Annotated in this window: 11 protein-coding genes and 1 pseudogene; 9 read left to right on the top strand and 3 right to left on the bottom strand. The window is 29.4% G+C overall.

Going from position 1 to position 14186, the window contains the following annotated elements; genetic code table 11:
- The 3 genes from NG918_RS03650 (at position 1) to NG918_RS03660 (ending at position 3149) form a co-directional block, all read left to right on the top strand.
- Positions 1 to 1440 carry a 6-phospho-beta-glucosidase gene (locus NG918_RS03650; protein WP_252214724.1) on the top strand — a complete coding sequence of 480 codons (1440 nt, stop codon included), beginning with the start codon at positions 1 to 3 and terminating at the stop codon, positions 1438 to 1440.
- Positions 1441 to 1766: 326 nt separating this feature from the next.
- Positions 1767 to 2483, top strand: coding sequence for a CoA transferase subunit A (locus NG918_RS03655; RefSeq protein ID WP_252214726.1), 717 nt, complete (start codon positions 1767 to 1769; stop codon positions 2481 to 2483).
- Between the two features lie 12 nt (positions 2484 to 2495).
- Positions 2496 to 3149: a 3-oxoacid CoA-transferase subunit B gene (locus NG918_RS03660; RefSeq protein ID WP_286673939.1), complete on the top strand. Its 654-nt coding sequence runs from the start codon at positions 2496 to 2498 to the stop codon at positions 3147 to 3149.
- Positions 3150 to 3225: 76 nt separating this feature from the next.
- Here NG918_RS03660 and NG918_RS03665 read toward each other — a convergent pair.
- Positions 3226 to 3450: pseudogene (locus NG918_RS03665) on the bottom strand (transposase); the annotation flags it as partial.
- Positions 3451 to 3595: 145 nt separating this feature from the next.
- On the opposite strand from NG918_RS03665, the gene NG918_RS03670 reads away from it, so the two are divergent.
- Positions 3596 to 4351 carry a DUF1266 domain-containing protein gene (locus tag NG918_RS03670; RefSeq protein WP_252214730.1) on the top strand — a complete coding sequence of 252 codons (756 nt, stop codon included), beginning with the start codon at positions 3596 to 3598 and terminating at the stop codon, positions 4349 to 4351.
- Positions 4352 to 4526: 175 nt separating this feature from the next.
- Here NG918_RS03670 and NG918_RS03675 read toward each other — a convergent pair whose 3' ends face one another.
- Together NG918_RS03675 and NG918_RS03680 are read right to left on the bottom strand one after the other, a co-directional pair.
- Positions 4527 to 5213 carry a response regulator gene (locus tag NG918_RS03675; RefSeq protein ID WP_286673940.1) on the bottom strand — a complete coding sequence of 229 codons (687 nt, stop codon included), beginning with the start codon at positions 5211 to 5213 and terminating at the stop codon, positions 4527 to 4529.
- Positions 5214 to 5222: 9 nt separating this feature from the next.
- Entirely contained in the window at positions 5223 to 6836 is a 1614-nt protein-coding gene (locus NG918_RS03680) for an ATP-binding protein (RefSeq protein ID WP_252214735.1), read from the bottom strand.
- 244 nt (positions 6837 to 7080) lie between these two features.
- On the opposite strand from NG918_RS03680, the gene NG918_RS03685 reads away from it, so the two are divergent.
- From NG918_RS03685 to NG918_RS03705, 5 genes are all read left to right on the top strand, one after another.
- Positions 7081 to 8253: an NAD(P)-dependent malic enzyme gene (locus NG918_RS03685; RefSeq protein WP_252224615.1), complete on the top strand. Its 1173-nt coding sequence runs from the start codon at positions 7081 to 7083 to the stop codon at positions 8251 to 8253.
- A gap of 144 nt (positions 8254 to 8397) precedes the next feature.
- Complete coding sequence (locus NG918_RS03690; RefSeq protein ID WP_252214739.1) at positions 8398 to 9369, top strand: 2-keto-3-deoxygluconate permease; 972 nt, start codon at positions 8398 to 8400, stop codon at positions 9367 to 9369.
- A gap of 385 nt (positions 9370 to 9754) precedes the next feature.
- A complete protein-coding gene (licT, locus tag NG918_RS03695) occupies positions 9755 to 10603 on the top strand; it encodes a BglG family transcription antiterminator LicT (protein ID WP_252214741.1) in 849 nt (282 codons plus the stop codon).
- Between the two features lie 131 nt (positions 10604 to 10734).
- Positions 10735 to 12642, top strand: a complete 1908-nt coding sequence (locus NG918_RS03700; protein ID WP_252224620.1) for a beta-glucoside-specific PTS transporter subunit IIABC — start codon at positions 10735 to 10737, stop codon at positions 12640 to 12642.
- Between the two features lie 58 nt (positions 12643 to 12700).
- A complete protein-coding gene (locus NG918_RS03705) occupies positions 12701 to 14128 on the top strand; it encodes a 6-phospho-beta-glucosidase (protein ID WP_252214745.1) in 1428 nt (475 codons plus the stop codon).
- Positions 14129 to 14186 lie beyond the last annotated feature (58 nt).

Genomic DNA, 14186 nt, shown 5'->3' on the forward strand with positions numbered 1-14186 from the left:
ATGTCTTTAAATGAAAACTTTCTATGGGGAGGAGCAGTTGCAGCACACCAAGTTGAGGGCGGCTGGAATAAAGGTGGAAAAGGAGTAAGTATAGCAGATGTAATGACAGCTGGAACACATACAGTTGCAAGAGAGATTACAGATGGTGTTATTGAAGGTAAGAATTATCCAAATCATCAAGCAATTAATTTTTATGAAAACTATAAGGAAGATATTAAACTTTTTGCAGAGATGAACTTTAAATGTTTTAGAACGAGCATAGCGTGGACTAGAATTTTTCCAAATGGAGATGAAGATATACCTAATGAAGAAGGTCTTAAGTTCTATGATAATTTATTCGACGAATTACTAAAATATAATATACAACCGGTAATTACTTTAAGCCACTTTGAAATGCCTTATAATTTAGTGAAAAAATATGGCGGCTGGCGTAATCGTAAGTTAATTGATTTTTATGTTAATTTTTGTGAGACAGTTATGATTCGTTATAAAAATAAGGTTAAATATTGGATGACTTTTAATGAAATTAATAATCAGACAATAACTAGTAATCCTATATATGCTTTCACAAATTCCGGAATAATATACGAAGAAGTTGAAAATAAGGAAGAAGTTATGTTTAGAGTTAGTCATAATGAATTCGTTGCAAGTGCTAAAGTAGTAAAAATTGGTCATGAAATTAATCCCGATTTTATGATAGGGTGTATGGTTGCAGCTATGCCTAGCTATCCATATTCATGTAATCCAGATGATATTATGAAAGCTGAAGAGGCTAATAGAGAGCAGCTAATGTTTACAGATGTTCATGTTAGAGGAAAATATCCTAAACATATTCTAAAACTATGGGAAAGAAACAATTATCAAATAAAGATAACTGAAGAAGATGAGAAAATTTTGAAAGAAGGCACAGTTGATTTCATTGGCTGCAGCTACTATTTAACAACTACAGTAACTTCAGATAAGAACATGAAGCGTACAGGGAATGATTCAGCAGGTAAAGCAGATGTTGTAGAAAATCCGTATTTAAAGACATCAGATTGGGGGTGGACTATAGATCCAGTTGGACTTCGCTATTATCTAAACCAATTATATGATAAATACGATATTCCAATATTTATTGTAGAAAATGGATTTGGAACTATAGACATATTAAGAGAAGACGGAACTGTAGATGATAAATATAGAATTGAATATCTATCAAGTCATATTAAGGAAATGAAGAAAGCAATTGAAATTGATGGAGTTGATGTAATTGGTTATACAACATGGGGATGTATTGATCCAGTTTCATTTACCACAGGGGAAATGAAAAAAAGATATGGATTTATATATGTAGACAAAGATAACGAAGGAAATGGTTCTTTAAAGAGATATAAGAAAAAATCTTTCTATTGGTATAAAAAAGTTATAGAAAGCAATGGGGAAGATTTGAAAATTTAGATTTAAATATAATATATAGTGAACTGCCCCCTGTCAAGTAGATAGGGTAAATAATAAAAAATTATGCTACTAAAGTATGACTTCAATATTTTATTGGAGTCATACTTTTTAACTTTTTCTAATTCAGTATCCTTATGGTTAAGCCATTTATAGTAAGAAGAACGTGCAATGTTAACTAGTATACTTCTGACATTTGGATAAGGTTGGAATAAAAATTATTAGATAAGAATAATAATAATCTAAGAATTGAATTTCTAAGATAAGAAGATTAGTTTCAAAACAAGTAGTCCATGTTAGATTATAAAACTTTGGAGGTGTATAGAGAAATGACAAAGATTAAGACAATACAAGAAGCAGTAGAAAATATTAAAGATGGAATGAAAATTATGACAGCAGGTTTTTTAGGAATAGGTGCTCCGTTAAAGATGATAGATGCATTAGCAGAGACAAATGTTAAATATCTTACACTTATTGAAGCTGTATCAGCTCATCCAGGACAAACTCATGATATTGGCAAGCTTGTAGCAAATAAACAAATAAAAAAGTTTATAGGTTCACATATTGGAACTTGTCCTGAAATACAAGAACAATACAATGCAGGTACATTAGAAGTGGAATTTATACCTATGGGAACTATAGTAGAATGTATAAGAGCTGGGGGGGCTGGACTTGGTGCAGTTATAACTCCAACTGGTCTTGGAACTGAAATTGAAAAGGGAAGAGATAAACTTACTATAGATGGCAAAGAATATTTAGTATTTCCAGCAATAAAGGCAGATGTTGCAATAATCAAGGGGTATAAAGCTGATAAACTTGGGAATATTGTATATAGAGGGACAACTAAAGGAACAAATACAAGTATGGCACTTGCAGCTGATTTAGTTATAGCTGAAGTAGATGAAATTGTAGAAGTGGGTGAAATTTCACCTGATAGTGTTGGAACACCAGGAATATTGGTAGATATAATAGTTCAAGGCGACTCTTTTGAAGAGAGAACAAAATATTTTGAAGATTTATGGACAAAAACTAATAAAATGAAATAGGGGTGAGAAATGATGAATGGTAAAGAGATAATTGCAAGAAGAATCGCAAAAGAGTTTAAAGAAGGAATGGTTGCTAATTTAGGATTTGGTATACCTAATATGGCTGCAAACTATTTGCCAGAAGGAATGGAAATAATACTACAATGTGAAAATGGTGCATTGAAGTTTGGTGCAACTCCAAGCATAGGTGAAGCTGATCCTGACTTAGCCAATTCTGGTGGAGCTCCAATTACTTTATTGCCAGGAGCATCAACATTTGAAATGGATCTATCTTTTGCAATAATAAGAGGTGGACATGTTGATATAACTGCACTAGGCGCTTTAGAGGTCGATGAAGAAGGAAATATTGCAAATTGGAAGATACCAGGGATTTTTGCGCCAGGTATGGGTGGCGCAATGGACCTTTTAGTAGGAGCAAAATATGTAATAGCTGCTTTAAGTCATAATGATAAAAAAGGTAATCCAAAGGTGCTAAAGAAATGCACATTGCCTTTATCAGCTAAAAAGTGCGTTGATCTTATAATTACTGATAAAGCGGTTATGAAGGTTACAGATAAAGGATTAGTATTAATGGAAGTGGCACCAGGTGTAACTGTTGATGAAGTAGTAAAGATCACTGATGCTGATTTACTAATAGCTGATGATGTTAATGAAATGGAAATATAATATGATTATATACAAGATGAAGAATTTTTAAATCTGAACTGACCCCTGTCAAGTAGACAGGGTAAATAATAAAAAATTATGCTACTAAAGTATGACTTCGATATTCTATTGGAGTCATACTTTTTAACTTTTTCTGTAATCTTTTTGTATTATAAAAATCTATATATTCATCAATAGCTTGTTCAAGTTCTTCATATGTATCGAATTTTCTTAGGTAATACATTTCAGATTTAAGTGTACCCCAAAATCCTTCCATCGGACCATTATCTATGCAACGACCAACCCTAGACATACTTTGAGTTGCATTTGAAAGTGATAAGAAATATATTTATTGATTAATTTGTAAACTAAATTTGATTTAGTAAACATAGTATGATAATCTAATAACTGCATTAAATGATAAATTATTGAATAACATGCTGATGTTACAAAAATGGAGGGGTAAAATGGATGGAATAATAATTATTGGAATAATACTTTATATTTTATATATAGTGTTTTTCGGTAGAGATAAAGGATTGGATATATATAAAGAAATGACAACTCCTACAATGAAATTTATAGGGGCTGCTGGTTATAATACATATGCAAATGCAGATTGCAATGGAGTTGATATAGGTGGGATGTATGTATGTTTATGGGCTAAAAAACATATGAAAAAACTATTAAAAAGTGGTTGGAATATAAAAAATAGAGATGATTTAGAATCTACAATTGCATGGCTTTTTAATGAAGGTCATAATGAAGAATGTATGGAACTTATGAAAATATATAAGGAAAATCCTGAGTCAAATCGTATAAAAAAGAAACAGAAAGAGCTGTTTGATACATTATGTTCAGAATATGAAAATCAGGGAATATTAGCCTGGGATATATGCAGAATATGTAATCTTGCAGGATGGGGATTCCTATCAGGATATATATCATATCAAGAAGCAATAAAAGTAAGTGTTGATGCGTGCAAAGTATTACAGGCAAATTACACATCATGGGATCATATGATGAACAGTTATTTTTGTGGATTAGCTTTTTGGAATGGGCCAGCACAATCATCGCCAAAAAGCAGAGCTCAAAGCTATAATTTAACTAAACAAAGTAAAGATAGTATTTATAATATCCCATGGGATACAGATCTAGATGCAAAAGATTTTATAATGCCAAGAAAAAATGAAAGAAAAAATGTAAAATTGCTAGAATTATAAATTTTATTTTTAGTAAAAATACTATAAATGCTAGTGTGATAAACATATTTTTATGATAAATTTAATATGAAAATAACTTCTTGTTGCTAATAATCAAGATAATGAATTATTACAAAAGAGGTTATTTTTTATTTTAGAGCCATAAATTCATTATAGAATTCCTCTTTAAGTTTCATTAATACTTTAAAGCTTTATATCGAATAGAAGGACGTCCACCTGTTTTATAATCTACATCGCTAGAGATTTCTTTACATTCTATTAGATAATTCATATAACGTCTTATAGTAACCTTAGATAAATTAATTGCAGAGGATATTTCCTCACTTGTCAAATAGCGAAATTTATTTGAAATCATATAGTCTCTTATTAAGTTTAATGTTTCCTTTTGAAGTCCTTTTGACAGGTTATCATCATTTGTTTTAAAAGGTTTTGAGTTTGAACTTATAAGTTCATCAATGGAAGACTGATTAAGTTTTTTTTGCTTAGTTATCATTTCGTATTTCATAATAAATTTATTTATGGCACTTTGAAAGCGTTCATATTTGAAAGGTTTGATCAAATAATCAAGAATGCCAAGCTTTAAAGCTTTATCAATATTAGCAATGTCATTAGCAGCTGTTACCATGATTACATCTGTGCTATAGTTATTATTTCTTATTATTTCTAAAAGTTTCATACCAGAAATATTAGGCATGTACAAATCTAAAATAACTAGATCTACGCTATTAGACTCTAGATATTTTAATGCATCAGCCCCATTAGTAAATGTAGCACAAACAATTATTTTTTTAGTTTTTAGAATATAATTTTTATTAATTTCTGTTACCATTAGATCATCCTCAACAATTATTGCTTTTAACATAATAAAATCCTAACCTTTCATATAATTTCTTTTTTTATTTATCATTATTGTAATTGAAGTACCAACATCTAATTCAGATTCAACATCGATAGTTCCATTACAACTTTCAACAATATTATATACAAGATTTAAACCAATTCCACGATCATTTCCTTTTCTTGAAAATCCTCTTTTAAATATATGTTTTATATCGTCTTGTGAAATTCCAGTACCTGTATCATCTACAATAATAGTAAGACATTTGTCATCGCTATGTATATAAAGAGTTACTTCTCTTATAGAATACTTATTGTTTAATGCATCAAAAGAATTTTCTAAAAGATTACCAATTATAGTAACTAAGTTATTTGTTGAGACAAATTTATTGTGACTATCAAGGAAGCTTGTAGACTGAAGCTTAAAATCTATGTTTAATTCCTTTGCTCTGTTTACTTTTCCTATTATTAAAGCTGCTAAAGTACGATTTTTAATTTGAGAGATTATAAAGCTATAGTTTTTTTTATGATCTTCAGTAATGCAGCTTATGTAATCAATAGCTTTATCTGTATCTCCAATTTGAAGAAGACCTAATATTATGTGAAGCTTGTTCATCTGTTCATGTATATTTGCACGTAAAGCCTTTATAATATGATTTACACCTGTAAGTTCTTCTGCTAATTTTTTTACTTCAGTTTTATCTCTGAATATTGAAACTGAACCAATGAGATTTTGCTTATTATAAATAGGTATTCTACTTGTAAGTATAGTCGTATCATTTATATTAATTTCTTTATTATATTCATAATTACTCATAACAGTATTATTAATTAAATTAGAGCTTATAAATTTATCTATCAATTCATCAATAGAAGTATTATTTTCTTGGATTCTGAGCATATTGATAGCGGCATTATTGTATAATATACATTTTCCAGTATGATTTACAGCTATTATACCTTCATCAAGGGAATCAAGTACTTCTTTTTTGTGTAAATACATTTCTGTAAATGTTACAGGTTCATATCCAAGTAGAGTCTTTTTAATACTTTTTGATATGACAAATGAAAGAATCAAACCTATTATAGCTGATATTATAAATAAAAATAAGGAGTGAAATATTATTTTAGATCGTATATCACTTATGGAAGCAGAATATGAGCTTACCATAACAAAGCCTATAATATTATTACTGTAATCCTTTATTGAAGAAAAAGCACGTCTTTGCTTTGAATGACTTCCTATGGTTTCAGTTATATAATTGTTAGATCCTTCAAGAATTGGATATTCATCTCTACCTAAGAAGGGTTTTCCTATTAGAGTATGATCAGGATGATATAAGCGAATATCATCTTTATTTGTTATTACAATAAAATCTATTTTAGGAATTAAAGTAGTTAATGTATCTAAATAATCATTAATATGTTCATCTGGCATATTAGATAATGCAAGCTTTTTTATTTGTTTATCATCAGAAAGAAACTGTGCATAGTGAGAAATATTTTCATCAATTTCTGTATTTAAATCATTTATATCCTTAAATGCATTATAGCTTACTGTAAATGTCAGAATTATAAAAATTAATATGAAATAGGACATAAGTATTTTGTTCATTACTGACATAGACTTTAATCTTTTTTTAAACATAATATATATACTCCTTATCTCTTTTTTTATTCCATAACATAGTATTAATACACATAATTCATAAAATAGATATAATTACTATTTGATAATTCAATTATATATTAAAATTCAGAAGTTTTGATTTTTTTTACTTACAAAAGGTTTTATAGTTACTAAATATTTAAATTTTATACAATTGGAGTTAAAGTAAACGTATACAGAAAAAGAGGATGTATAAAATTATAGGTAAAGAGGGGTTTTTAATATGGATTATAGCAAAATGGCTTTAGAAATGCATGAAATAAATAAAGGAAAGGTTTCAGTTAAATCAAAAGTAACAATAAAGACAAGAGAGGATTTAAGTGTTGCCTATACACCAGGAGTAGCTGAACCTTGTAGAAAAATCAGAGATAACAAAGAAGATGTGTACAGATATACAGCAAAGGGAAATTTAGTTGCAGTAGTATCTGATGGAACAGCAGTATTAGGTCTTGGAGATATTGGACCAGAAGCAGCAATGCCTGTTATGGAAGGAAAGGCTATTTTATTTAAGGAATTTGCAGGCATAGATGCATTTCCAATATGCTTAGATACAAAAGATCCAGATGAAATTGTGGAAACAGTTAAGCGCATAGCTCCAACATTTGGAGGAATTAATTTAGAGGATATATCAGCTCCAAGATGTTTTGAAATAGAGAAAAGATTAAAAGAAGAATTAGACATACCTGTATTTCATGATGATCAGCATGGAACAGCAATTGTAGTTTCAGCAGGAGTATTAAATGCATTAAAGGTTGTAGGTAAAAAAATATCAGAGGTTAAAGTTGTTATAAATGGAGCAGGATCAGCAGGAATATCTATATGCAAGTTATTATTACAGCTTGGAGTAGGAGATGTAGTATTAGTGGATTTAAAGGGTGCACTTGCTCCAGGTGAAGAATGGATGAATAAAGCTCAAAAAGAGATGGCAGAAGTTACAAATAAACAAAAACAAAGGGGAGATTTAAAAGAAATTATTAAGGATAAGGATGTATTCATAGGAGTATCAGCACCTAATATTTTAAGTGCTGAAATGGTTTCTACAATGGCTAAAGATTCTATTGTATTTGCTATGGCTAACCCTATTCCAGAAATAATGCCTGATGAAGCTAAGAAAGGAAATGTAAGGGTAATTGCAACAGGACGTTCAGATTTTCCAAATCAAATAAATAATTTATTAGTATTCCCAGGAATATTTAAAGGAGCTCTTGATGCTAGAGCTACAGATATAACAGAAGAAATGAAGATAGCGGCAGTTAAAGCTATTGCAGGCATAATAAAAGATGAAGAGTTAAACGAGGAATATATTATTCCAGATGCATTTGATACTAGAGTAGTTAAGGAAGTTTCAAATGCTGTAGCAAAAAAAGCAAGAGAAATAGGGGTTTCTAAGCTATAAAAATATTATTTTAGATTATAGCTTAAAATTTAAAAGTTTAATTGGTATAAAGACTGATTCATTAAAACATAGAAAAAGTTTTAATAAATCTTAAATAAACTTATGTGAAAAGTTAAATAAAAGGAGAATTTAGGAGGTTTGATTATGCAAGTTCCAATAAAGAAAACACTAGATAAAATTCCAGGCGGTATGATGATCGTTCCACTTTTTTTAGGGGTATTAGTTAATACATTTTGTCCACAAGTTTTAAAAATTGGAGGTTTTACTACAGCATTATTTGATTCAAAAGCATCATCAACAATATTAGCATGTTTTATGTTTTTTATAGGTTCACAAATTAATTTTAAATTGGCACCAAAGGCGTTAAAAAAAGGTGCTTTGTTGATACTTGGAAAATTTATAGTTGGAGCAGGCATTGGTATAGCAGTAGGAAAAATATTTGGACCAGCTGGGGTATTGGGTTTATCACCACTAGCAGTTCTTTCAGCATTAACAAATTGTAATGGTGGGTTATATGCGTCTCTTGCATCACAATATGGAGATGAAACTGATGTGGGCGCTTATGCATTATTATCATTGAAAGATGGTCCATTTTTTACATTAGTTGCTTTAGGTGCATCAGGTCTTGCACAAATTCCTCTTATGTCTCTTGTTGCAACATTGCTTCCAATATTAATAGGAATGATTTTAGGAAACCTTGATCCAGATATGAGAAAATTTCTTGGAAGTAGTAAGTTATTACTTATACCATTTTTTTCATTTCCTTTAGGAGCAGGAATGAATTTATCAACAATAATTACTGCAGGAGGTCCAGGAATATTATTAGGTATAATAGCTTCATTTACAGGAATCGGTGGTTATATATTATTAAGAATGTTTAAGGAAAAACCATTAATAGGATTAGCAACAGGATCAACAGCAGGAAATGCAGTAGCTACACCAGCAGCTGTTGTTGCATTAGATCCAACACTTGCTGTTGTTGCCACAGCAGCTACAGCACAAGTTGCAGCTTCATGCGTAGTATCAGCAATGATATGTCCAATAGTTGTTTCTTATATGGTTAAGAGATTTGATAATAAGAATGTGATTATTAAAAAACAACAAGTGACAGAATGATAAATTTCATAGTGTGTTTTTACTTGCGATAAAGTTTATTGCGGTAATAAATAAGTAAAGTAATGCAAATGGTGAATTTTAAATGCACTTAATAAGCCTATTTAATATATTCCATAATTAGGAATGAAATTTTAATTCATGAAAATGATTTTGAGTTCTTTCATTGATGGAAACGTTGACAAATAGAAAAATATATGTTAAGATGACAATATATTAAGAGGAACAGGGTAGTAATTGTTTAAGTGCAAGCTAAGCCTATTCATTAATATGCAGGGGAGGATTATATTCTCTTTTGCATTATAATGAATGGGCTTTTTCATTTTTAGATAAAATTTAATTTATATAACTAAATTAAGCAAAACATCCTTGAAAGGGAGGAAAAGCTATGGTTATTAATAGACTTTTGAATAATAATGTTGTAATTACAGTAGATTCTAATGGTGAAGAAATAATTGTTATGGGAAAAGGAATAGGATATCAAAAGTCCAAAGGCGATGCTATTGATGAAGAGAAGATAAATAAGGTATTTAGAATATCTAATAAAGAAATCTCAAATAAGTTTGAAGAGTTACTTAATAGCATACCAATACAATATATGAAGTTATGTGATGAAATTATTGAATATGCTCAAGATAAGTTAAATAAAAAATTGAATGAAAGAATTTATATTTCATTAAGTGATCATATATATACTGCAATTCAAAGAACTAAAAATGGGATTATAGTGAGAAATGCTCTTCTTTGGGAGATAAAACGTTTTTACATAGATGAATTTGAAATTGGAATGAAAGCATTAGATATTATAAGAGAAAAGACAAAAGTCAAACTTCCAGATGATGAAGCAGGATTTATTGCTTTTCATATTGTAAGTGCACAGTTAAATGAAGAACAGCCTATGGTTCAAGGGATTACAAAGTTAATAAATGAAATACTTACCATAGTGAGAATTCATTTTGGAGTTCAATTTAAAGAGGAATCAGTATTTTATTATAGATTTATTACACATTTAAAGTTTTTTGCCCAACGTTTATTTTCAGATAATACATATAATGGAGATACAGATGAAGAACTTTTAAGCATAATAAAGAAAAAATATTCTAAGGAATTTGAATGTATCATTAAAATTAGAACTTTTATTCATAAAAAATATAACTATAATTTAACAGTTGATGAAATGATATATTTAACTATACATATTGCAAAGGTAATACAAGATTTAAAATTAAAAATATAGATATTTATTATATAGTTTGAAAGGATGTGGTATTTGTACAAATTAGCTTTTAAGTTGGATAGTAACATTAAGTTGGCTAAACCTTCAAATTTCAATTAATAATTTTAAAAGAAAGATGGAGGAATAAAAAGATGAAAAAATATAATCAATTAGCAAAAGAGATTGTAAAAAATGTTGGTGGAAAAGAAAATATTATTGGTTTAACACATTGCATTACTAGATTACGTTTTAAATTAAAAGATGATAATGTAGCAAATGATGATGTATTAAAAAATATGGATGGTATTGTTACAGTTATGAAAAGTGCTGGACAATATCAAGTAGTTATAGGAAATCATGTTCCAGATGTATATTCAGAGGTATGTGAATTAATAGATATTGATAACTTTGATAAAGGTTTGGAGGAAAAAAAATCAGGCAGTTTACTTGATAAGGGAATTGATATTGTATCAGGAATCTTTCAGCCTATATTAGGTATTATGGCAGCTTGTGGTATGATAAAGGGATTAAACGCATTATTTGTAGCAATAGGATTATATACGAACACTTGTGGTGGATATTTAACAATAAATGCGATTGGAGATGCATTGTTTACCTTTCTTCCTTTATTTCTAGGATATACTTCAGCTAAGAAATTTGGTTTAAAGCCAATGCTTGGATTAGTTATTGGAGCAACTATGTGTTATCCAAGTATGCAGTCAAGTGCTCTATCAGCAAGAATAGAGCCATTATATACTTTATTTAATGGAACAATATTTTCTTCGCCAATTTATATTGATTTCTTTGGTATACCAATAATTTCAATAGATTATACAGGAACAGTTATTCCAATCATACTGGCAGTATATTTTGCAGCAAAATGTGAAAAATTCTTTAGTAAATTTATACCGGACTTAGTTAAATTTTTCTTTGTACCAATGTTAACTTTATTAGTGGCATTACCAATTGTATTTATAGTTATTGGACCAATAGCAACTTTCGGATCTAAAATTATTTCTGAGTTTGTATTTTCAGTAAGAGATTTTAATCCATTATTAGCAGGAGCAATAGTAGGATTTACTTGGCAAATACTAGTTATTTTTGGAATGCATTGGGGATTTATTCCAGTATATATAAATAATATTATGACATTAGGATATGATAATGTTATGATGCCTTTCTTTGCATGTACATTTGCAACATCAGCAGTTGTATTAGCAATATTCTTTAAGACAAAGGATAAAAAGCTTAAGGAAATGGCACTTCCAAACTTTATATCAGGAATATTTGGGGTAACTGAGCCTGCTATATATAGTATTTTATTACCATTAAAGAAACCTTTTATAATTAGTTGTGTTTCTGGTGGTATTGGAGGAGCATTTTATGGATTCTTTAATTTGAGAAAATTTATGGCAGGCGGAATGGGAATATTTGAATTACCAGCTATGATTGAACCAGATGGATCTATGGGAAATTTAATAGTAGCTTTAATAGGTATTGTTATTTCAATGGTTGTAGGGTTCATATTAACAATGATTCTATATAAAGATAAAACGGAAACAGTAAAGGAAGAAAAAACTACAGAAGTTAAATCTAATAAGTTAGGAAAAGTAGTAATAGGTAGTCCATTAAAAGGAGAGGCTGTTAAATTAAACAATATAGAAGATGAAGCCTTTTCATCAGGAGTATTAGGTCATGGAATTGCAATTATTCCTAGTGAGGGAAAGGTAGTAGCTCCAATAGATGGAGAAGTTACAACTTTATTTCCGAGTTTACATGCTATAGGGATTACTGCTGAAAGTGGTGTAGAAATTCTTATTCATATAGGATTAGATACTGTGCAACTAGAAGGTAAAGGGTTTAAGGCCCATGTTAAGCAAGGGGATAAGATTACTAAAGGACAACCTTTAGTGGATTTTGATATAGATTTAATAAAAGAGGCTGGGTATAGTGTAGTTACACCTATAGTTGTTACTAATATGTCAGAGTATTTAGAAGTGGTAGAGACTGAAAATAAAAATATAGAAAGAGGAAGTAATTTAATAACTGTTATATTTTAATTATTGGATAAGGCATTAGCGTAAGTTAATGCTTTATTTAACTAGGAGGAGAAAAAATATGAAATTTAGAGATGATTTTTTATGGGGTGGAGCCACTGCTGCCAATCAATGTGAAGGTGGATATAATGAAGATGGTAGAGGATTAGCTAATGTTGATTTATGTCCTATAGGTAAAGACAGATCATTAGTTATTAAGGGTAAATTAAAAATGTACAACTTTGATGAAGAGCATTATTATCCAGCTAAGATAGCAATTGATATGTATCATAATTTTAAGGAAGATATAAAATTATTTGCACAAATGGGGTTTAAAGTGTATAGAATGAGTATTGCTTGGAGCAGAATATTTCCAAATGGAGATGAAGATATTCCAAATGAAAAAGGACTTCAATTTTACGAAGATATATTTAAAGAATGCCATAAATACGGTATAGAACCATTAGTTACAATTATACACTTTGATTGTCCTATGCATTTAATAGAAAAGTATGGTTCTTGGCGTAATCGTAAAATGATAAGTTTTTATGAAAAATTATGTAATGTTATTTTTAGAAGATACAAAGGTTTAGTTAAATATTGGCTTACTTTTAATGAAATAAACATGATTTTACATGCTCCTTTTATGAGTGCAGGAATTTGTTTTGAAGAAGGAGAAAATGAAGAAAAGATAAAATATCAAGCTGCTCATCATCAACTGGTGGCTAGTGCTATTGCAACAAAGATTGCACATGAAATAGATAAAAATAATTTAGTTGGATGTATGTTCGCAGCTGGAAGTGTATATCCGTATAGTTGCAATCCTAAAGATGTTTTAGAGGCTATAAAGGTTGATCGTGAGAATTATTTTTTTGTAGATGTGCAAGCAAAAGGTAAATATCCTAATTATGCAATTAAAGAACTGGAACGTAAAGGTATTATGCCTATAATGGAAGATTCTGATAAAGTATTATTGGAAAAATATACAGTGGATTTTGTTTCATTCTCATACTATAATAGTCGTTGCGTAAGAACTGATGATAATAAAGATGATACAGCAGAAGGTAATTTATTTGTATCAGCTAAAAATCCATATCTTAAATATAGTGAATGGGGATGGCCTATAGATCCAATAGGATTAAGAATTACGTTAAATCATATATATGATAGGTATGAAAAGCCTTTATTTATTGTAGAAAATGGGCTAGGTGCAAGAGATATAGTAGATGAAAATGGATCTGTAGAAGATGATTATAGAATAGATTATTTGAGAGAACATATTAAAGCAATGAGAGATGCAGTAAATACTGACGGAGTAGATTTAATTGGGTATACATCTTGGGGGCCTATAGATTTAGTAAGTGCTGGTTCAGGAGAAATGGAAAAACGTTATGGTTTTATATATGTAGATAGAGATAATAAAGGAAATGGAACTTTAAAGAGAAGTAAGAAAAAAAGTTTCTATTGGTATAAAAAAGTAATACAATCAAATGGTGAAAATTTATATTAGATTATAGAATAATTTAATTTAAATTGATAGATTTTAAATATGTTATAGGTAAAAATAA

The sequence above is a fragment of the Clostridium sp. ZBS2 genome, from assembly GCF_023845855.1.
GTDB classification, from domain to species: Bacteria; Bacillota; Clostridia; order Clostridiales; family Clostridiaceae; genus Clostridium; species Clostridium aquiflavi.

Excerpts from the sequence above, each read along its gene's own strand:
- licT (WP_252214741.1), top strand. The coding sequence starts at position 9,755 with ATGGTTATTAATAGACTTTTGAATAATAATGTTGTAATTACAGTAGAT.
- NG918_RS03690 (WP_252214739.1), top strand. The coding sequence starts at position 8,398 with ATGCAAGTTCCAATAAAGAAAACACTAGATAAAATTCCAGGCGGTATG.
- NG918_RS03660 (WP_286673939.1), top strand. The coding sequence starts at position 2,496 with ATGAATGGTAAAGAGATAATTGCAAGAAGAATCGCAAAAGAGTTTAAA.
- NG918_RS03680 (WP_252214735.1), bottom strand. The coding sequence starts at position 6,836 with ATGTTTAAAAAAAGATTAAAGTCTATGTCAGTAATGAACAAAATACTT.
- NG918_RS03670 (WP_252214730.1), top strand. The coding sequence starts at position 3,596 with ATGGATGGAATAATAATTATTGGAATAATACTTTATATTTTATATATA.
- NG918_RS03685 (WP_252224615.1), top strand. The coding sequence starts at position 7,081 with ATGGATTATAGCAAAATGGCTTTAGAAATGCATGAAATAAATAAAGGA.
- NG918_RS03700 (WP_252224620.1), top strand. The coding sequence starts at position 10,735 with ATGAAAAAATATAATCAATTAGCAAAAGAGATTGTAAAAAATGTTGGT.
- NG918_RS03705 (WP_252214745.1), top strand. The coding sequence starts at position 12,701 with ATGAAATTTAGAGATGATTTTTTATGGGGTGGAGCCACTGCTGCCAAT.
- NG918_RS03675 (WP_286673940.1), bottom strand. The coding sequence starts at position 5,213 with ATGTTAAAAGCAATAATTGTTGAGGATGATCTAATGGTAACAGAAATT.
- NG918_RS03655 (WP_252214726.1), top strand. The coding sequence starts at position 1,767 with ATGACAAAGATTAAGACAATACAAGAAGCAGTAGAAAATATTAAAGAT.
- NG918_RS03650 (WP_252214724.1), top strand. The coding sequence starts at position 1 with ATGTCTTTAAATGAAAACTTTCTATGGGGAGGAGCAGTTGCAGCACAC.